Origin of the sequence: Lysinibacillus sp. G4S2, assembly GCF_030348505.1 — a bacterium.
GTDB lineage: Bacteria > Bacillota > Bacilli > Bacillales_A > Planococcaceae > Lysinibacillus.
This window is the reverse complement of record NZ_JAUCFJ010000002.1, coordinates 3,250,603-3,269,638: the sequence shown is the minus strand read 5'-3', so window position 1 is coordinate 3,269,638 and position 19,036 is coordinate 3,250,603. Positions and strand designations below refer to the sequence as shown.

The following is a 19,036-nucleotide window of genomic DNA, read 5'->3' as shown; positions in this document are numbered from 1 at the left end:
AACAGAAAACCGTCATTTCGATTAACCTTTTCTTGAAATGACGGTTTTCTATTTGTATTTAGATGGAAAGCGGGGAAATATTATATGTTCGTAGAAAATTCATTTTCCTTTTGTTCATAGTTATCACGGCGATCTTGGATTTTTTGTAATACACTATCAAGCACATTCCGTTCAGCTAGCGTTTGATAAAGGACATTCTGTACCTGTGCGGCTTCCTTGTTTTCTTCTTGTTTACTTAGAAATTCACTGAATGTCCCCATATAATCATGATAATCTATATTGGAAAGTGTCTTAGCAGCAATCTGTTTGTGCTCTGTTAACGCAGATGTAAACTGTTTACGTGCCTCATCTGGTTGGGCAGGTATTAGTTTGATTTTACCTTTTGTATCTGAGTCTCCTGTGAAGTCAAGGAATTGATAATCGAACGCCAATGGTTTAGCAAGGGCGATATGAGCGTGAAGAGCAACAGCATGGTCAGGAAGTTTTTCAGTTATCTCACGAAGGATATCGTTTCCTTTGTCAAGATAACGACTGCCATCGAATGCAAGAACACGGCCGACTTCTTCAGAGAAATAGTCTTGAGCAAGGAATTCCTGATCGTATCCGGTAGGTGGTAAAACTCGAAGTCTTAAGTTGTTTGATACGATGTTATGGCCGTTTATTTGCATAGCTACTTGAATGTTATAAAATCCTGGGTCATCAATTAACCAGCCATTTTTCCCTACGGAAGCGAAAATAGTTTCGTATAGTGATTCACCAGGCATTATTACCTTATTCTCTTTGTTCCATAAATATTGAACATGAGGTAGTAATCGACGTCCTTGTTTTCCATCTTTTTTAACTATTACAGTCATTCCGTATAAATCGGACAATATATGTTTATTGATTGTCTGAGGTTGATTCGAAGTATTTGTTAATTTGATTTCAATTACTGCAGGTTCTAACCATTGGAATATAGATGTTTTACGGTTAACCCTCAATTCAAGATTAAATGAAGGGTGCATAGAAATGTTTGGTTGCTCAAAACCATGATCTACAGCCCAGTCAGCATTACCCATTTGTACGAAGCGCTCAGGAGCGTGGCGCAAAAACAAAAGCTCTTGATCACTAAAACGATACTCAAAGTTTTTAAAGAAAGCCTGTTGGTTGCCATCAAATTTGAAAGGATAATTCATAAAGCTTAGAGCCTTTGGTTCTGGGGTAAGAGGGCGATCCAACGGTTCCCAAGGATGACCTAGGTGTTTTTGCCAAGAGTGCAGGAGATTGAAAGCATGTCCCATCTCATGGCAAGCACACCAAAAACGATATCTCTGTACCCAAGCTTCTGGGGAGGGGTCCCCTTTAGGTGGATCTGAAATAAATGAATTATTAAAAATGGCTGTCCCTTGACGATGATTCGGACCTATACTATCAAACATAATACCGCCCAGACCATGGCCTTCTTCAGCTTCCGAATTTGCAAAGAATGTCCACATGGACCATTGAGGTTTATTATCAAAGTGTGACCAATATACTTGCATGGCATCATGCATCTCTTGAGTGTTCCACTTTTTATCAGTCCCTGTATAGTCTTTGGAAACAATATTATTACCTTCTGATATTTTTACATCAAACCCAGTGCGTTTAAAAACTTCTGAAATTGACAGAGTTTCATCCGGCAAAGATGTTGGTTTGTCTGGATGCGCGTGTGTTTGATAGGTTGTGACTGGTGTTGTACCTTCTTCACCATCAAATTCAAATTCCACAGGATGGTAGTAAGGAGATTGAAACTTGAACGAGCTAGTTCTGTCTGTCTCTCCTCCAATCAGAAATGCGACTTCTGCAGTATGCTGTTCAGGTAATGAACCGCGTGTTACTTGTATTTTTACATTTGTATAAGGAAATGATTGTATTTCGTCTAAGTATTTATTTCGAATATTGCCTGTCCAAGTATTTGGTCCATTAGCTGTTAACTTGGCAATCCAATGAATAGTAGAAGACATGTTTGAAATAATAGTTCCGCTTGCGACCATTTGTGGGTAGTATCCATCTACATCGATACGAAGTTCCTCACTGATTTGCTGTTCACTCCATGCATATAAGCCACTAATTGGTGCGAGGGGAAATTCTCCTAAACTGGAAGGAGTAATGGCTTTTACTAATTCTTTTGCTTCGTTCGTTTTGTTTTGATCCATCTTTATTACCTCCATGTTTATTATTTTTTTGTCTTTCTTCCTCAATCCCAAGAGCCACAATGCTTCATTAAAATATGCAAAATGTTTTTCAAGTATTATATATGCAGCAGAAACTATAAATATGACACTATAAATAGTAAAATAAATACAGTGTATAAAATACAAGAATAATCTAATTATTTCCCGAGAAATACTAGAACAAAGTAAGAAGGTGTGGTAATGCATTATAAGGAGTACGGTGAACTACATAAGCCACTCATAATGTTGATCCATGGGGGTGGTGTGGGAGGGTGGATGTGGGATAAACAAATCCAATACTTTTCCGATTATCATTGTGTTGTACCAGAATTAATAGATAACGAGGCTAATAATGCCTCTGATTTTTCAATTGAAGATAGTGCAAAAAAGCTTCTAAGTTTAATAGAAGAAATAGCAAAAAATAAACGTCTCTTAATAATTTTGAATAAGTCTATACATCAGCTTATACATTTGAAAGACCAGGCAAAAATTAAAACACTCTTAAAAGTTATAAAGCTTTCGAATAGCAAATAGTAAAAGTAAATAATTTACGACTGAAATGTAACAATAGAAATAATCTAATGATGAAGAAAAGACATCGTTCTGCTTAGGATGTAGAAGAATAAATTAGGATTAGTTGGAACGCCATGCAGGTGAAAGTCGCACGTAGTGTGGACAAAGGGAAAAGCTGGCGATAATTTCAAAGGCTTATCTATCTGTATAAACAAGCGTAAATAATTCTACAGACCTTATTTAGATACAAATAACATTAATTAGGGGGAAAAATGAGTAATTTTAGAGGGATAATCTTAGAAGGCTACTCGAATGCTGGAAAAACATCAGTCTTAAAAGCGTTGAAACAACTTCACACAAGTGATGATGCCGAACGTAGTGTCATAGTTCTCAGTGAGCATTATTCGCAAGTATTACACAAAGTAAATGGTGAATTAAAGTCGTTAAGTCGAGATGAACACTTACAAGTCTTAAGAGAAAGAGTCACGATGCTGAAAATGTTAAATAATTGGTCAAGAGAAATTGGACAAATCCAACGTTCAAAAGGCTTATTCTTTATATTGGAAAGATTTCATTTAAATCATCGAGTAGCATTTTCTCATTCAATATCAGATGAAATAAAGGAATTAGAAGCCCAGTTATTTGAAATGGGAGCAAGATGTACATTGTTAACTGTATCACCAGAGAATTTAGAGCAAAGAATAAGTAGTAGAAATCCCAATGAATGGGAAGGGAAAACCATGGAAGAAATGAAATTAGCGTGTGAATTATTATTAGAACAACAACAAGAGTATAGGAGTCAAGCTGAAAATTCAATCATTCCTACAATTGAAATAAATACTGATAATAAAGATTGGGATTCCTACGCAAAACAGATTTACTTATTCAACTAACGGTCAGTTTACTTTAAGAAGGAATTCCGATAGTTTATAAAAAAAGTATTGGTTTAAAAAAAAAGAAAAGTTAGATAAAAGAAAGTAATAAACAAGATAAAATAACACATTTTCGGGGAGGATATTATGACTTTTGAAGAACTAACAAAAAATAAACCAACAGTAGAATGGAAACAAAGAATGGATGAAGGTGATGATATTTTTACAGACGAAAATATAAATGCAACTAATGAGGTTCTTGATACATACATCAATAGTCTAAAAGAACTTGGAAATAATCTGACTGAGGAAGAAATCTTAGAATGTGTTAAAAAAGTGGTTATCAGTTTAAATGAACTAAATGATAATTATGATTACTTTATTGAGACTATGGAGAGAGAAGAATTGTATGAATTTATTATAGAAGCAGCGAGTATAGCTGGTTTAGAATCCGAAGATGACATAACCGAAGAATGGAGAGAATGGTAAAAGGAGCGTTGATAGTGAGGCAGAGGGTTCATTTTTACAGGTAACCTAATCGTCGCTATCACGCTATGTAAGAAGCTGCAGGAGTGATTGAGGAAGCATAACAAAAAGACTTGTGCGTATGGGATTCAGTAATACACGCAAGTCCTATTCTTATTGAAGGAAAGTCTCCGTTAGTTTAAGTGCAATCATTCACATACTAAAGGGATCGTTAGTCGAATCGTTGAATTAACCTTAGAATTGATTCCAGTCTCTTTTTAACAAAGAGAAAGAGTAGTGGTCATAATACTTACCTCTAAATAAATGCTTATCTCTGTAAATCCCTTCATTCTTAAATCCTAGCTTTTCTAATAATTTTATAGAATTGATATTTTCCAAAGCTACAAATGCGTTAATTCTATTCAGTACCATATTATTAAAGCCACTTTCGATAGCAACTATCAATCCCTCTTTCATATATCCCTGTCCCCAATATTCGTGCCATAAATCATAGCCTATCTCCGCTATATGGTTCGTTCTATCCCAAGAATCATATCCACACGTTCCAATTTGTTGCTGATTATTTTTTTCGACTAATATCCACCGATTAAATCCTTTTTCTTCAGGATTTGAATTCCATTCAACAAACTCTGTAGCTTCATTTCTAGTCGTAAACAATTCTTCATCATATAAAAATTCACATACTTTTTCGTTGCTGAAGAGTCGATAAATAAAGTCAATATCCTCATTTCCCACATTCCGCAAAATCAATCTGTCAGTTTCTAAATTAGGGAATTTACTATGTACAGTCAATTTAAGCACTCCTTATGATAACTAAATTAGGAACGTTTATTCTTAGATAAACAACGTTAAATCATTACGTCTTTAATATTTCGATAGTCTTTAAAAAATACCTTCTTATTCATACAGAAGGTAAGCTTTTGAAGTTATCGCCAGCTTTTTCACCTGTTCACACCGTACGTGCGACTTTCATCGCATACGGCGTTCCAATAATATTATTTCGTGATTCCCTTTATATTTTAATATATATATCCAATGAATTTATTGGATGTTGTTAAAGTAAACTACACGGTTAGTGAAGTATTTATTTTTCTATGTATACTCTTTCTAGTAATTTGGAAATAATTCCTCAATATAAAATAATATTTCTGGAGGAATGAACTTTGTTAATGTCAAAAGCGATCATTAGTGTAGAATCCCTTTTTTGTACCTTTAAATTACGTATTGATATAGACAGACAACTATCTTCCAATACAGTTGAAATGGAGGATTTTTTATGATCAAAAAGCCTATAACACCTATAAGGGTTGATAGTTAAGCAGAGGAAGAACAAATTGCAAAGATTATCTAATGGTTGGTCAAAGCCTGAATGGAGCTACGGGAGGAATTGAGCATAACAAAAGGACTTGTGTAAGAGATTTTTTTATAAACACAAGCCCTATTCTTATTAAACTAAATCCCCTGTAAGGAGGAGAAAATGAAGCTTATTCAACAGTTGCATTTGATTGTTGGAGAGCTATATTATTGTTGTCTTGTAATTGATTTTGTTGCTTAGCAAAAAAGTTTCGTATTGGGACATTTATATAAAAGAACATGCCTATAATGAAAATTGAGAAAGCCCACCCTGCGAGCTGCTTATATATCAGCATGCCACCATAACCATCAATTCCGTATTTTTGGAGTAGGTATACTGTTAATCCTGCCATAAAAAGTCCTCTGATGATGAAAATAACTTGTATAAATTGAAACCATTTAAAGATTCCTTTTTGAAAAAATAATGCTCTGCTGTCCATTCGTGCATAACCTTGCAAATATACAAAATCAACAGCAAAATATAAAGAAAGAGGACGCTTAATCAATAGCGTAACAATATAAAGAAATGTATAAAAGAGACTTAGATATACACCGTTCCAAATCATTTGTTCTGCTGAGCCTGATAGCAAATCAACCGTCGTACCTAGTGCTAGTGAGCTTAAAATTAATAAGCCCGTAATGTTAAATTGCTTATCTAAAATAAAGCGGTAAATGGCATAACCAATTCCAGGAATGGTTGAAATCAGCATTGCTGTATAATCACCTAAAGGCTCTCTACCAAAATTCCATAAAACATAAGGTAATACTGCATAAAAAATCAACTCGAATAAAATTAATATTTTGTTTGAACGTTGTCTTTTCACCATATTCCCCTCCAGCTCTATTCAGCGTGCACCTTTATCCTTGTAGAGGTTTAAACTACATGGATTTGCCCAATAGTTGAACAAGTTAAATCATTTTTCTTTAACTAAATTGCTAGGTTATTTTGATGACTGAATAATCAGACGTTTTATTTTAGTATACTACATTTACAAATAGTATTTTCAACCAAATTCGAATCATAAAACTACTTTAAAAAACAAGTTTTTAACGTTACCTGTAATTCGAATAAAAGCTAATAGGGGTAGAAATCATTGGACAAACATAATAGCAGATATAGATGGGTTGTATTTGTTTCTGTATTATTTACTTATTTGTTAATGGCGAGTCAACGAACCGCCCTAGGACTGATTACAGACCAATTGATGCATGATTTTAATGTAACAGCATCAACGATTGGGTTATTGACGAGTTTACAATTTTTTATCTACACGAGTTTGCAAATTCCGATGGGGATTTTAGCTGATCGATTTGGGCCGAATTTTTTTCTAATTATTGGTGCTACTCTTACAGGTTTAGGGACAATTATTTATAGTCTGGGTACACATGAATTTGTCCTGTTTTTTGCCAGAATACTAACTGGGGTAGGGGATGTGGCCATATGGGTTAACATGGTTGGGCGGGGACCAGTGATCACAGATGAGACCCTGGAGCGAAGCGGCTCATCGGACGGCCCCCAGGAAGCTTTGCTCTGTACGAAAGCGAAGCGTCAGCTACAAATGTTTTCTGTAGCGAAAGCAAAGCGTCAGCTACAAATGTTTTCTGTAGCGAAAGCAAAGCGTCAGCTACAAAGCGCCCAGCCGGAACGGAAATCAACCCTCGTTTTTTGCCGAAGAACCAAAAAAAGAGTTGTCTCTGAGCAAGAGCCAACTCTTTTCTTAGTATTGAAAAAAATGATCAAGGTAATATAATGTCGAGCCCCAAAGTATTCCTATAAAACTCCTTTCGTTCGTTTTATAGGAATACTTTGAAGATTTATCGAAACAAAATCGCTCTTTATCGAAACAAACTCTCATTTTATCGAAACTTTTTGGGCTTTTATCGAAAAACAAGCTCTTTCTATCAAAAGGGTAAAGAAATACGTGTCGTGACAAGTTTAATGGATATTACTGCTGAATAAATTGACAACATTTGTAAGTCTTGTTGGGCGATTGAAAGTTTTTTTCAGTTGGATGAAACAAAACTTGAACGTGCATGTTCTATTTAAGCACAGTTGGCATGTGATAACCCTAATACGTACACTGAGTACCTTGTCTCTTTGATGTTGGTACCTCGATAGAAAAGTAGAGAAATGTAGTTTATGAAATGGAATCATTAATTAAAATATTTTTATGTTGTATAGAAAGGTTAACCAATTTAAATTCATCGTTACGTATATCTCTTTTTATACTGTTTAGCTCGCTCCAAGCCAATTCATACAGAGATTTATCAATGATACCATTCGCATAAGCTTCTTCTAATTCCTCAGCATCTTTTTCAATCAGCTCTCCTGATGGCAACAAGATAAGGTCTAAAAATAGATCATCCATATAAGGTACATTATCTTCTATTGAGTTTTTATGGCAAATATCTATATACCATTGAATTATTTCTCCGTTAGCATCAAACATTGTTGTTACTGCATGGTTTTTCTCAAGAGGAAATTGTTGCAACCATATATAGCCATTATCGACAATACATAATCTTTTCTCTCCATAGTTCACGAGAAGGGGTTCTGTCACTTTTACTATTTTTATTAAAGTGATAAAACCCTTAAAGTCCTTAGTATCAAGGTATGACTGCCCATATTTTCTTTCTATAACTCGTTGCCATTGTGAACGATCTCCAAACTTTCTTTTTAGCATAGGAATCCTCCAAACTTATTTAAAATAATAAGGATATAAAACTTTAGGTACAGTAAAAAACCTTCTTGTATTGATGTTGAATGTTAGGACCGATGTAGATGGTGCTGAAGATATTCATCACCAATGCTGTGATACAAACCATGTGACTAATGATTGGAAAAGCGTTGGCCGTTCATTGTAGAAAGTAACAAAGACGAGCAGCTCCAAGCGCATTGGGTAAGAGACGGAATAGAAGCTGAAGATATTGGGCAAATCATTACGTTGCCGAACTTTTAGCTGAAAATCATGCTAAAGTAACTCTTGCTTGAATATGATGGATATTCTTTTATTTATTCCATTATTTCCTTTATAATGAAAACTAGATTAGACGATCATGAGTAGACACAAGGGGAGAATAGGATGGAAATATTTCAAGCAACAATGAATGAGCTAGAGGAGCTAACTGTGCTTTTTGACGAATATCGCCAGTTTTATGGAATTGATTCAGATGTAAGTAGTGCGAAGGCATTTTTACAATTACGAATGGTCTTAAAAGAATCCATTATTTTTGTAGCTGTAGAAAATGGACATACAATTGGTTTTGCACAATTATATCCGACATTTTCGTCCATTGCCTTACAGCGTGCATACATATTAAATGATATTTTTGTAAAAGAAGATGCTAGAAGCCTAGGGGTGGGCAAGGCACTGATGGAAAAAGTATTTCAATATTGTGAGCAGCAATATGCTCGCTATGTGACGCTTCAAACGGCAACGGATAATGTTAATGCAAGGAAGCTATATGAGAATCTTAATATGAAACAAGACCAATACTGTAATTATGTAAAGTATTTTAGTTAAGAAGTAGTATCTCATCCATCACGGTCGATCGTGATAAAGAAATCCCCTAGATTTTTCATCATCTAGGGGATAAACTTTCAAGTTATTTTATTTCAAGTGTATATGGTTGTGTACTTGCTTTGCCGTCAGCTTCACTTACTTCAATATAGTATGTTCCTTCATCCAGTTCAACTGAACCTACTTCAGCATCTCCTGCTCCGTAAAGATCTAAGGTTTCTACTGTTTTTCCTTTTGCATCAATAATACGGATAACGCCATCAAGTGCTTTTTCTGTTTGTAGAGAGAAGAGCACATCGCGTTTGCGGTCATTGTTAAATTCAAAGTAGTCCTTATCACCAAATGGAACACCTGCATTTAAATATTGAGTCGCTACCCATTTATCGTCTTTTTTCGTAAGCGGAGATAGTTTTGAAGGTACACCATTCACTAACTTGGAGTCTGCATCTTCATCTACTTTTGTATGATCAACCAATGTTAAATTATATGGTTGGGTTGATACTTGTCCAAGTTTCATGCCGTTAACAACAATAAAATAACCGTGATCCTTTTTCGCTTTAAATGAAGTATTTACATCTGTTGTACCCGAGATACCGAGTAGTAATTCAAAGATATTTTCAGGTTGACCAAATGGAAGTTCTGTTGCCATTTCTTTTGGATCAATTACCATATTACCATTTGTGTCTTCAATAATGGAGCCTGAGAATTTTAAGTTGTTTTGTAGCTCTTTAGGTAATTTATCTAGCTGTTCATTTGCAAGTAGTACGGAAGAAACAAGAAGGCTCATGACTTCATCTTTGCCTTGTTGTTTATAATAGTAGAAATCCGTATCATCATGATAAACTAGATAATCTTTATAGCTAGTACCAGGTTGAATCTTTTGAGCTGTTTTTTCTGTATTATTTGCTTTATTATGACCTTCTGGAATAGCTGCCACTTTACTAGTTTTAAGTGTATATGGTTCTGTAGAACGGCCACCGAGATTACCAACTTTTACAACATAGGTTTTGTCCTTTTTCAATGCAATCGTTTTTGCTTCGTTTTCATCACTTTTTGATCCAAGGAATAGACTCATTAGCCCTAAATCATTTGATAATGAAGAGATTGGTAATAATTCTTTTGTTTCTTCATCATATTCAAATACAGTACCAGATGGCATTTGATTCATACCTTTTTTAATGTTGAAACCATATACGCCGTCTTCTTTAGCTTTAAATAAGAAGTAATCTGTATCATATTCTGATTGGAAGTATGCTTTTTGATCTTTACCAATATCAAAACGAATCGCATGCTCCATAATTGCATCCACGTTTTCTGGATTTTCCATTGCATCTGGATTCATGAGCATAGTCATTAAATCATCTATTTCATTGCGTTTTGTTATTTTACTTTCAGTTAAAGGTAACTGATCTTTTTGTACGTTTTCTTCTGGCATTTCCTCCATTAATGGAAGCCCGTCTTCATCTTTAGGAACGGTAACGGTTGCTCCTTTTAATGTGTAAGGAATAATTGATTCACTAATATTTTCTTTCGTATCAATACCGCCACTAAAGAACATTCCAAGTGAGAAATCGTTTCCGTTTTCATTGGATACGCTTAGTACATACTCTTCTTCAGGCATAGCATCGACAATAAGGCTTACTTCTTCGCCTTTACCCGTGCCGTACGATGCTTGGAGTGGATAGGCCTTTTCTTCTTCCTCAGTATCGACTTGTTTTGCTGGTACATTATCTAAGTCTTCTTTTAGATAAAGTTCCATAGATGCTGTAACACCTGGAATACCAGATAAATCAAATTTCAGTGTCGTTGGTTCTTTTACTGAAAATGTAAAGTAATCTTTGTCACTTTGCTGATCTTTAGAAAGTAGGGTATAGTTTTTCCCTGCTGTACTGAATGGGAATTTTCCGATCTTCTCCATTTTGTCCATTTCTAATGCATCAATTGGTAATTCTTTCGTTGTTTGAGCTGTGAAGATGTAGTTAGATTTGCCCTTTAAGTCGTAGCTGCCATTATGATCCTTTACTCCGACAAGAAGGGTTCCTTTTTGATCTGCTTTATATAAATATCCTTCTTGCTTTCCTACGCGAACATCATTCACGTTGATTGGTTCTACTTCCCCGTTGTTACCTTCAGGGTAGAAGTACAAATCAAATGCATAATCGTATTTGTTTGCACCTTTTAATGTCAGTTGCGCATATTCTTTTGCTTCCAGATCAACCTTGTACCATTTCTTTTCGTCCGGTTGCTTGAATTCACCTTTTTCTGTATTTAGTGTATTCTTTTTGAGGACTTTTGCGTTTTTTATACGCTCTTCTTTTGTTTCTGAATACTGTTTAGGTAGATTTTTTATATCAAACTGTAATGCTTTCACAGGGTTAACGAGGCCATGTCCATATGTAAGATCATAGTCCTTGTCACCTAAATCCTTTGCTGTCATTTCGAGAATAGCTTCTATTTCATGAGGCTTTAAATTTGGATATTTTGATTTTAGTAGGGACGCAACACCTGCAACAACGGGGGATGCCATCGATGTCCCACTAATTTTTCCATAGGATGATCCTTTTTTCTCATCATAAATAGTACTGTATACAGCTTCACCTGGAGCTACAAGGTCAACCGATGGACCATAATTTGAATAGCTTGATAGTTTGTTTCTGTCATTTGTAGAACCTACGCTAATGACGCCTTCGAAATAAGCAGGGAAGGAGTAATTATCTGTCGATTCATTTCCTGCAGCCGCTACAACGGTAATTCCTTGATCAATCGCTTTCTGAACAGCTTCCTTCAATAGTGGAGATTCTCCATAGCCACCAAGGCTCATGTTAATAACATCTGCGCCTTGCTCAATAGCATAAAGTACACCTTGGGCTATGACAAAATCATTGGCACCAGCTTTCCCATTGAATACATCAATTGGCATAAGCTTAGCATTTGGATTAACCCCATGTCCTCCTACAGCATTGTCTTTTGCTGCTCCAATAATACCTGCTACATGTGTTCCATGGTCATTAGGATAAGGAGTATTGGCAGGTGCTGCTGCATTATATGGTGGAAGCACTTGAGATTTTAAATCTGGATGTTTAAAATCTACACCAGAATCGATAACCGCAACTTTCACTTCATTATTGCCTGCTAATTCTAGGGCCTTATCAATTTCAAGCAGATTTAAATGATACATATCATTTTTCTTTGGATCTACGCCAGTGTCGAAGGAATGATACATGTAACTTGGAGAAACATTTTTAACCCCTTTTTGATTTGCATAATATGAAACTGCTTTTTCTAAAGTTACTCCCTTGTTAAGTTGGATAACATCGTAACCTAAAGAAGGAATAGAGCGGATTACTTTCGCGCCAATTTTTTTATGCACATTCTTATCAAGACCAGAGTGCTTGACGATAATTGTATCCTGACTAATCCATTCTTTTTGATTCTTTTCGGTTTGTTTCTGATTGTTTGCTACTTTCACTGACTCTGGGTTCTTCTCTGCTTTTTGTGGTGTTTCAGCAAAGGCAGAAGCAGTAGGAACCATTAGTGCAGCAGATGCTACTATAGCAAATGATTTTTTCTTCCAGTTCTTCAACTGTATGACCTCCTTGATTGTGTTGATTTAAGTTACATCTATACTAATACGGATGACTGATAGAAAAGTTTCGTAAATAAGGCGTTATTTTTCCAAAAGTACCAATCTATATTTTTCCTTTATGTAAAATCTATGAATCATCACTATGACGAGTGGTTGATTTCCGTTCCGACTGGACGCTTTGGCTTTCGCACAGATAAAAGAATTGGCGCTGCCGCTTGGTTAGCGGCGATCTACGCTCGTTAGCGTCGGAACATGATGCTTTAGCGGCGAAGTTCACTTAGATAGCGGCGGAACATGATGCTTTAGCGGCGAAGTTCACTTAGATAGCGGCGGAACATGATGCTTTAGCGGCGAAGTTCGCTTGGTTAGCGGCGGAACATGATGCTTTAGCGGCGATATTCACTTGGTTGGCGGCGGAACAGGGTGCTTTAGCGGCGAAAATCGCTTAGATAGCGTCGGAACAGGGTGCTTTAGCGGCGAAGTTCGCTTGGTTAGCGGCGGAACATGATGCTTTGGCGGCGAAGTTCACTTAGATAGCGTCGGAACATGATGCTTTAGCGGCGAACTTCGCTTGGTTAGCGTCGGAACAGGGTGCTTTAGCGGCGAAGTTCGCTTAGATAGCGGCAGAACAGGGTGCTTTAACGGCGAAGTTCACTTAGTTAGCGGCGGAACATGATGCTTTAGCGGCGAAGTTCGCTTGGTTAGCGGCGGAACTTGACACTCCAATCACCTAATATACAGGGCATATATTTTAACAAATGTCATCCACAACTTTTGGTGATGAGCTAAAAACGCAACTATAGTCCAAGAAATGTTATAACCTTAAAGCATCGTCTTAAAGCTGCTCAATTAGTCTTTGTAAATCTCCCTTTGAACGGGGCATTGTAATGTTTTTCTCAAATAGTTTCTTCTTTTGCAGGGCAATCGTCATGTCAAAGACCCATGGGCGTTCGAGATGGGCCCGTTCAAGTAACTCTTCTTGATAGAACAATTCAACAGGGTCTCCATTATAAATAATTTCCCCAGCTTCCATTACGATTATTTGATCTGCCCATTCATAGGCTAATGGGATATCATGCGTTGCTAGTAAAATAGTACGTTCACCATTCTCTAATTTAGCTAAATACTGTAAAACTTGTGCAACATAATAATTGTCTAGTCCAGCTGTTGGTTCATCTAATAATAAAACAGATGGTTCCATCGCTAGAACTCCAGCCATTGCCACACGTTTTTTCTGTCCAACACTCAAAAAATGGATCGGTTTATCGAGTAATGGTTCAACTTCAGTTTGAGCAACAGCCCATGCTATTTTCTCTTCAATTTTTTCAGTCGTCCAACCAAGGTTCAAAGGTCCAAATGCAATATCTTGCTTAACTGTACCTGAAAAAAGCTGGTTGTCTGCATCCTGAAAAACAATACCAACCTGTTGGCGTAATTCTTTTAATGCTTTTCTACTATATTTAAGTTCTTTGCCACAAAAGGATATATTTCCAGTGGTAGGCTTCAAAATGCCGTTTAAATGCTGAAATAACGTTGATTTTCCAGCTCCATTATGACCAAGTAAAGCGATTTTTTTCCCCTTTGGAATTTGGAGTGTAATATCTGTTAAAGCATGAGTTCCATCGGCATAAGCGTAGGATAATTGATTTAGTTCAAAGTAAAAGTCTGTCATCAGAAAAAACCTCCATAAATGATGAGGGAAATAAAGATAGTAGCAATACCTAGCCAGTTTTTCATGCAATAGGTAACATTCTCTTGCCAATAGACAGTTTCGCCACCGCGTGCTTCCATTGCATTGTTTAGCTCACGACTTCGTTGAAACAGCTCTGCTAATAACGCTGCAATCAGCATTGATATGGAGCGTAGCCACTGCATAGGGGAGCGGTAACCTAAGCGAGCCTGCTGGGCAAGATGAATTTTTTGCATACTGTCTAAAAATATAAAAATAAAACGATACGTTAATTCTACTAGCTCTACAAATAAAACAGGAAGTCGCCATTGTCGTAGAACATAGCAAATTGATTGTACCGATGTTGTAAGAATTAAAAAATACAAACAACTAGTGCTGCCAAGGACGATGAAAAAAAGCTGCTGTGCTATCGTTATGCTTGCACTGCTGACGAAAATTGTCCAATTATTTACAGTGAAAGACCATATGTGAGCAGGTAGCGTGCTTGTTGATGGTGCTATAGAAATTAATATGGATACTAAACTTGAAAGTAAAAAAAATCCTGGTAGCAATAGTAGTTTTGCATAATATTTAAATGGAATTTTTGCGCTTAGAATGATAAAAGCACTCATCACAATAAATGTAATGAGTGAAATTCGTTCATCTCTAATGATAAGCGACAATAATAGTAATCCCAGGGATAACGTCATTTTTTCTAGCGGATGAACAGACGCTAGTTTATTCATATATGCATACTTATCAATGAGTAACATAGCGTTTAACCTTCTTTATGTTTGCCGCGCATTAAGCCGATAAAATAGCCGATAAATCCAGCGCCGATAGCAGCTTGTAGTGCGAATAATAAGCTTTCAATTTCACCACTCGGTGGCTCCCATATGCTTTCAAACCAAGGTTCGTAGTCAGCGTTAATTTCACTAATCGCTGCTTCTGCTTGGCCATCAGCCCCTTCAAATTCTGCACCTTTTTGGATAAAGAGAGGGAAGATTGCTAGAAACACAACAATTGCTAGGAGCAGTAAATTTTTTTTCATATTAGTGTGCCTCCTTTGCTGAGAAAACACGTAATGCTTTTAGTTCGCTCAAATTATATTTTTTCAAGAAGTTCATAACGATCACTGTTAAAATTCCTTCACTAATAGCGAGAGGAATTTGTGTTAATGCAAAAATACCAGCAAATTTTGTGAATGAAGCCATAAATCCTCCTACTTCAGAAGGGAAGGCAAGAGCTAACTGTACAGAAGTGACAACATATGTACCTAAGTCACCAAGCATTGCTGCTAAAAAGACAGCTATGGAAAATGATAGCCCTATTTTTTGTGAGCCTTTAAAAACATAGTAAGCAATAATAGGACCAACAATTGCCATGGAAAAGGCGTTTGCCCCTAAAGTTGTAAGTCCACCATGTGCTAAAAGTAAAGATTGGAATAATAATACGATTGTCCCGATCACACTCATAGCTAGTGGCCCAAAAAGAACAGTCCCAAGTCCAACTCCTGTCGGGTGCGAGCAACTCCCTGTTACAGAAGGGATTTTTAAGGCTGATAGCACAAAGGCGAAGGCACCCGATAAACCTAGTATCATTTTTGTTTCAGGATTTTCATCAATGGTTTTGCGAATTGAACGTAATCCTAAAATAATAAATGGAATGGAAATGACCCACCAAAAAATTGCCCATTCAATCGGCAAAAAGCCCTCCATGATATGCATAGCAAATGCACGATTTGGCACGAATAAAAATGCCAGTAAGAAATAACTAAGCTTCCAACCTGAGAATTTCAAAATCTCTCCTCCTTACATTAAAATTTTCGAATTAGCGTGCGAACGAAATTATTTCACCTTGCCATAAAATAGGTGTTTTGCTCCTCAACCGGAACCATATCTGTACGCATCTACCACCTTGAGATGAAAATGAAGATAAAAAAAACACTTCTCCGATTCAGGAAAAGTGCATAGCTAAAAAAGTAATTAAAAATCTAATCTGCTAGGCGCACACCTATCCTCGTAGGTTGAAACGATCACTTATTTTTCGGCAGGTCTCCTGGCTTTAGTTCAACGTTTTATAGGCCTTCCCATCCTTTGGACAGTGACATTATCTATAAAACTCCCTAGTACAGTGGCGGGACCGCGCCGGACTTAAACCGGCTTCCCTTTTAAGCGAATTGATGAACAATTCGCACCGAAAAAAGATGAAGTTGTGAGATTTCACGACAAAGTGTAACATGAATTTCCGTAAACAAGCTATCTTTTTTATGAAAAATTTTTTAAATTGAGGGGCATTGTAGAAAATTCGGATAATACAGAAGAGGAATTTCCCTTTTTTCTAGGGGAAATTTGCTGAATAATTAATAAAAATGCCACAAATTAAGAAAGAAATATTGAAATTTTAAAAAAATAAGCTATGATAGAGACAGATTTCTATTACATAAAAAATACAATTTCATATAAAAACGTCAATAAGTGCTCGAATATTTTCGAGATAATAGGGAAATCGGTGAAAATCCGATACAGCCCCCGCTACTGTAATAGCTGATGAAATCGCAAATGCCACTAGTGAAAACTCGGGAAGGCGCGAAAGTAAAAGGAAGCTTAAGTCAGGAAACCTGCTTATTGCGATAAATGCATGCAAACTTTTCGGAGGGAGAAGTTGAAGCGAGAGCGAGTACCTGTATATATTCGTTTTAATTTGGCTTCTACAAAACCTTTACTCTTCGTCTAGAGTAAAGGTTTTTTCTTTTTCCTAAAAGCAAATGAGGGGAGAACAACAATGACAACATGGAATTTAGAGGGGATGAAAACGCATCTTTTTATTTGCAATGGCAGTAGCTGTATGAAAAAAGATGGAGAGGAAATTACACAGGCAATCCGTGATGAAATTCAGTTGCTGGCGATTGATAAGGAAATACATACGACAAGGACACGCTGTAATGGTAGGTGTAAGGATGCTTGTGTTGTCATCGCTTATCCTCAAGGGAATTGGTACCGTGTGCCGACCACAGAGCATGCGCGGGCACTTGTTCAAGATTTAAATCACGAATCGTTACATAATGAGCATGTCTTTACACTGCGTGAAGGTTCGTTACAGCGTACAGCACAAACAACAGCCATTAAAGGTATTGAAAAGGTGAAAGAGGGGTAACAAAATGTCGCAAAAAGGGAAGATTTTCGTAGTTGGCTTTGGACCTGGAGATTTTAAACATATTACGACTCGTGCTGTGGAGGCACTACAACAAAGTGATATGATCATAGGCTATAAAACTTATGTTGAACTTATTCAGGATTTAGTAAGTGCAAAGTCAATTATTAGTACCGGTATGACAGAAGAGGTTTCACGTGCACAGGAAGCGGTCCGCCAAGCAGAGGCAGGCAGTATCGTATCTGTTATTTCGAGCGGAGATGCTGGTGTCTATGGCATGGCGGGATTAGTGTATGAGGTATTAATCGAGCTAGGCTGGACGGAAGCAACTGGTGTTGAGGTAGAAATTGTTCCGGGTATTTCGGCTATCAATTCGTGTGCAAGTTTACTAGGTGCTCCGATTATGCATGACGCCTGTACGATTAGTTTAAGTGACCACTTAACGCCTTGGAATTTAATTGCAAAACGAGTAGAAGCAGCCGCAATGGCGGATTTTGTTATTGCTCTTTATAACCCAAAGAGTGGTCGTCGTACGAGACAAATTGTGGAGGCACAACGAATTTTATTAGAATATCGCTCTCCAGATACGCCGGTAGGACTTGTGAAAAGCGCGTATCGTGAACGCCAGGAAATTACAATGACAACTTTGGCAGAAATGCTAGAACACGATATTGGTATGCTAACAACCGTTGTGATTGGAAATTCATCAACGTTCTTCTACGACAATAAAATGATTACGCCACGTGGTTATCAGCGTAAATATACACTTGGCGAAGAAAAACAACCGTTACGACCACATCAACGACTGAAAGAAGAAAATGAACCGTGGGCAATGAATCAAGAAACAGGACAGGCGCGTAATGATTTTGCGACAGATCCTAATGCAAATCGAATCAAGTCCAGTTTAGCGATAACACCAGAACCAAAGCCTAAAAAAAAGTCATCACTTGAAATGGCGACAACAGCACTAGCGATGGTGAAGGGAACAAGTGCTGTGAAGGCAACACCCAAGCTTATTCACCAAAAAATTGAATCTATTTTTGAATTAGCTGTTAGTCCAGGAGTAGCCAATAAGTTCTTTTCTCCTCAACAAATGATGACTTTAGCAGAAGTTGTTGGAGAGGAAGGCACGATGGAGTATACACCAGACCATCAAATTCATTTGAAAATTCCAACAGCTGCGCCTGAAGAGATTACAGCAAAGCTTCGTGAAGTTGGCTTTTTACTAGCACCAATTGGTGACGTGCTTTCGTTAAAGGCTTGTGACTTCTGTTACGGAGAAAAGTTCGATTCGATTCCTTATGCAGAAGAGATTCAAGAAAAGCTTGGGGGAATGTCGTTACCGAAAACGTTAAATATTGGTTTTAACGGCTGTGGTATGGCATGTTATCGAGCGGTATTTGATGATATTGGGATTGTTTATCGCAAAAGTAAGTTTGATGTTTTTATTGGTGCTAAGCCGGTTGGCCGTACAGCACATGCGGCCCAGCCTGTTGTTGAGGGCTTAGAGCCTGAGCAGCTTATACCGCTAATTACAGACATTATCGAAGAGTATAAAGCAAATGCACATCCAAATGAACGTTTGTTTAAATACTTCAAACGTGTGAAAAAGATACTTCATTTTACGTATCAGGATATGTCTTCAAAAATAAAAGTTGAGCCAGCTCCATGCGGCGACTAGTGAGGGGTAA

At 37.0% G+C, this 19,036-nt stretch carries 16 protein-coding genes, 1 pseudogene and 2 riboswitches; of the genes and pseudogenes, 8 read left to right on the top strand and 9 right to left on the bottom strand.

Going from position 1 to position 19,036, the window contains the following annotated elements; translation table 11 throughout:
- Positions 1 to 80 precede the first annotated feature (80 nt).
- Positions 81 to 2,174 (bottom strand): hypothetical protein, encoded by a 2,094-nt coding sequence (locus QUF91_RS16855; protein ID WP_289418654.1) that lies wholly within the window; start codon positions 2,172 to 2,174, stop codon positions 81 to 83.
- 219 nt (positions 2,175 to 2,393) lie between these two features.
- Between QUF91_RS16855 and QUF91_RS16850 the strand changes: the two genes are divergently transcribed.
- From QUF91_RS16850 to QUF91_RS16840, 3 genes are all read left to right on the top strand, one after another.
- On the top strand, positions 2,394 to 2,726 hold the full coding sequence (locus QUF91_RS16850; RefSeq protein WP_289418653.1) for an alpha/beta fold hydrolase: 333 nt from the start codon (positions 2,394 to 2,396) through the stop codon (positions 2,724 to 2,726).
- 251 nt (positions 2,727 to 2,977) lie between these two features.
- On the top strand, positions 2,978 to 3,598 hold the full coding sequence (locus QUF91_RS16845; protein ID WP_289418652.1) for an AAA family ATPase: 621 nt from the start codon (positions 2,978 to 2,980) through the stop codon (positions 3,596 to 3,598).
- 126 nt (positions 3,599 to 3,724) lie between these two features.
- Complete coding sequence (locus tag QUF91_RS16840; RefSeq protein WP_289418651.1) at positions 3,725 to 4,066, top strand: hypothetical protein; 342 nt, start codon at positions 3,725 to 3,727, stop codon at positions 4,064 to 4,066.
- A 231-nt stretch (positions 4,067 to 4,297) separates the two neighbouring features.
- Here the strand turns inward: QUF91_RS16840 and QUF91_RS16835 are convergent, their stop codons facing one another.
- Positions 4,298 to 4,855: a GNAT family N-acetyltransferase gene (locus tag QUF91_RS16835; RefSeq protein WP_289418650.1), complete on the bottom strand. Its 558-nt coding sequence runs from the start codon at positions 4,853 to 4,855 to the stop codon at positions 4,298 to 4,300.
- Positions 4,856 to 5,547: 692 nt separating this feature from the next.
- Entirely contained in the window at positions 5,548 to 6,243 is a 696-nt protein-coding gene (locus tag QUF91_RS16830; protein ID WP_483308092.1) for a VC0807 family protein, read from the bottom strand.
- 267 nt (positions 6,244 to 6,510) lie between these two features.
- On the opposite strand from QUF91_RS16830, the pseudogene QUF91_RS16825 reads away from it, so the two are divergent.
- Positions 6,511 to 6,873: pseudogene (locus QUF91_RS16825) on the top strand (MFS transporter); the annotation flags it as partial.
- A gap of 681 nt (positions 6,874 to 7,554) precedes the next feature.
- Here QUF91_RS16825 and QUF91_RS16820 read toward each other — a convergent pair.
- Positions 7,555 to 8,100, bottom strand: coding sequence for a ribonuclease FAU-1 family protein (locus QUF91_RS16820; RefSeq protein ID WP_289418648.1), 546 nt, complete (start codon positions 8,098 to 8,100; stop codon positions 7,555 to 7,557).
- 153 nt (positions 8,101 to 8,253) lie between these two features.
- Between QUF91_RS16820 and QUF91_RS16815 the strand changes: the two genes are divergently transcribed.
- Together QUF91_RS16815 and QUF91_RS16810 are read left to right on the top strand one after the other, a co-directional pair.
- A complete protein-coding gene (locus tag QUF91_RS16815; protein ID WP_289418647.1) occupies positions 8,254 to 8,376 on the top strand; it encodes a hypothetical protein in 123 nt (40 codons plus the stop codon).
- Positions 8,377 to 8,499: 123 nt separating this feature from the next.
- On the top strand, positions 8,500 to 8,940 hold the full coding sequence (locus tag QUF91_RS16810; protein ID WP_285396176.1) for a GNAT family N-acetyltransferase: 441 nt from the start codon (positions 8,500 to 8,502) through the stop codon (positions 8,938 to 8,940).
- 82 nt (positions 8,941 to 9,022) lie between these two features.
- Here the strand turns inward: QUF91_RS16810 and QUF91_RS16805 are convergent, their stop codons facing one another.
- The 5 genes from QUF91_RS16805 to QUF91_RS16785 all read right to left on the bottom strand — a co-directional run bounded on the left by QUF91_RS16805 (position 9,023) and on the right by QUF91_RS16785 (position 15,991).
- On the bottom strand, positions 9,023 to 12,520 hold the full coding sequence (locus QUF91_RS16805) for a S8 family peptidase (protein ID WP_289418645.1): 3,498 nt from the start codon (positions 12,518 to 12,520) through the stop codon (positions 9,023 to 9,025).
- An 838-nt stretch (positions 12,521 to 13,358) separates the two neighbouring features.
- Positions 13,359 to 14,195 (bottom strand): energy-coupling factor ABC transporter ATP-binding protein, encoded by an 837-nt coding sequence (locus QUF91_RS16800; protein ID WP_289418643.1) that lies wholly within the window; start codon positions 14,193 to 14,195, stop codon positions 13,359 to 13,361.
- Positions 14,195 to 14,965 carry a cobalt ECF transporter T component CbiQ gene (gene cbiQ / locus QUF91_RS16795; RefSeq protein WP_289418642.1) on the bottom strand — a complete coding sequence of 257 codons (771 nt, stop codon included), beginning with the start codon at positions 14,963 to 14,965 and terminating at the stop codon, positions 14,195 to 14,197. The genes QUF91_RS16800 and cbiQ overlap by 1 nt, the downstream gene beginning before the upstream one ends.
- A gap of 5 nt (positions 14,966 to 14,970) precedes the next feature.
- Entirely contained in the window at positions 14,971 to 15,243 is a 273-nt protein-coding gene (locus tag QUF91_RS16790; RefSeq protein WP_285396180.1) for an energy-coupling factor ABC transporter substrate-binding protein, read from the bottom strand.
- Between the two features lies 1 nt (position 15,244).
- Positions 15,245 to 15,991 (bottom strand): energy-coupling factor ABC transporter permease, encoded by a 747-nt coding sequence (locus QUF91_RS16785; RefSeq protein WP_285396182.1) that lies wholly within the window; start codon positions 15,989 to 15,991, stop codon positions 15,245 to 15,247.
- Between the two features lie 232 nt (positions 15,992 to 16,223).
- A riboswitch (cobalamin riboswitch) is annotated at positions 16,224 to 16,408 on the bottom strand.
- A gap of 242 nt (positions 16,409 to 16,650) precedes the next feature.
- A riboswitch (cobalamin riboswitch) is annotated at positions 16,651 to 16,834 on the top strand.
- A gap of 142 nt (positions 16,835 to 16,976) precedes the next feature.
- Here QUF91_RS16785 and QUF91_RS16780 point away from each other — a divergent pair.
- Both QUF91_RS16780 and cobJ read left to right on the top strand, forming a co-directional pair.
- Positions 16,977 to 17,348 carry a (2Fe-2S) ferredoxin domain-containing protein gene (locus tag QUF91_RS16780; protein ID WP_285396183.1) on the top strand — a complete coding sequence of 124 codons (372 nt, stop codon included), beginning with the start codon at positions 16,977 to 16,979 and terminating at the stop codon, positions 17,346 to 17,348.
- Between the two features lie 4 nt (positions 17,349 to 17,352).
- Positions 17,353 to 19,026 (top strand): precorrin-3B C(17)-methyltransferase, encoded by a 1,674-nt coding sequence (cobJ, locus tag QUF91_RS16775; RefSeq protein ID WP_285396184.1) that lies wholly within the window; start codon positions 17,353 to 17,355, stop codon positions 19,024 to 19,026.
- The last annotated feature ends 10 nt before the right edge of the window (positions 19,027 to 19,036 follow it).

Coding starts and splice junctions, on each gene's coding strand:
- QUF91_RS16830 (WP_483308092.1), bottom strand. CDS start 6,243: ATGGTGAAAAGACAACGTTCAAACAAAATATTAATTTTATTCGAGTTG.
- QUF91_RS16850 (WP_289418653.1), top strand. CDS start 2,394: ATGCATTATAAGGAGTACGGTGAACTACATAAGCCACTCATAATGTTG.
- QUF91_RS16810 (WP_285396176.1), top strand. CDS start 8,500: ATGGAAATATTTCAAGCAACAATGAATGAGCTAGAGGAGCTAACTGTG.
- QUF91_RS16855 (WP_289418654.1), bottom strand. CDS start 2,174: ATGGATCAAAACAAAACGAACGAAGCAAAAGAATTAGTAAAAGCCATT.
- cobJ (WP_285396184.1), top strand. CDS start 17,353: ATGTCGCAAAAAGGGAAGATTTTCGTAGTTGGCTTTGGACCTGGAGAT.
- QUF91_RS16840 (WP_289418651.1), top strand. CDS start 3,725: ATGACTTTTGAAGAACTAACAAAAAATAAACCAACAGTAGAATGGAAA.
- cbiQ (WP_289418642.1), bottom strand. CDS start 14,965: ATGTTACTCATTGATAAGTATGCATATATGAATAAACTAGCGTCTGTT.
- QUF91_RS16790 (WP_285396180.1), bottom strand. CDS start 15,243: ATGAAAAAAAATTTACTGCTCCTAGCAATTGTTGTGTTTCTAGCAATC.
- QUF91_RS16845 (WP_289418652.1), top strand. CDS start 2,978: ATGAGTAATTTTAGAGGGATAATCTTAGAAGGCTACTCGAATGCTGGA.
- QUF91_RS16800 (WP_289418643.1), bottom strand. CDS start 14,195: ATGACAGACTTTTACTTTGAACTAAATCAATTATCCTACGCTTATGCC.
- QUF91_RS16780 (WP_285396183.1), top strand. CDS start 16,977: ATGACAACATGGAATTTAGAGGGGATGAAAACGCATCTTTTTATTTGC.
- QUF91_RS16820 (WP_289418648.1), bottom strand. CDS start 8,100: ATGCTAAAAAGAAAGTTTGGAGATCGTTCACAATGGCAACGAGTTATA.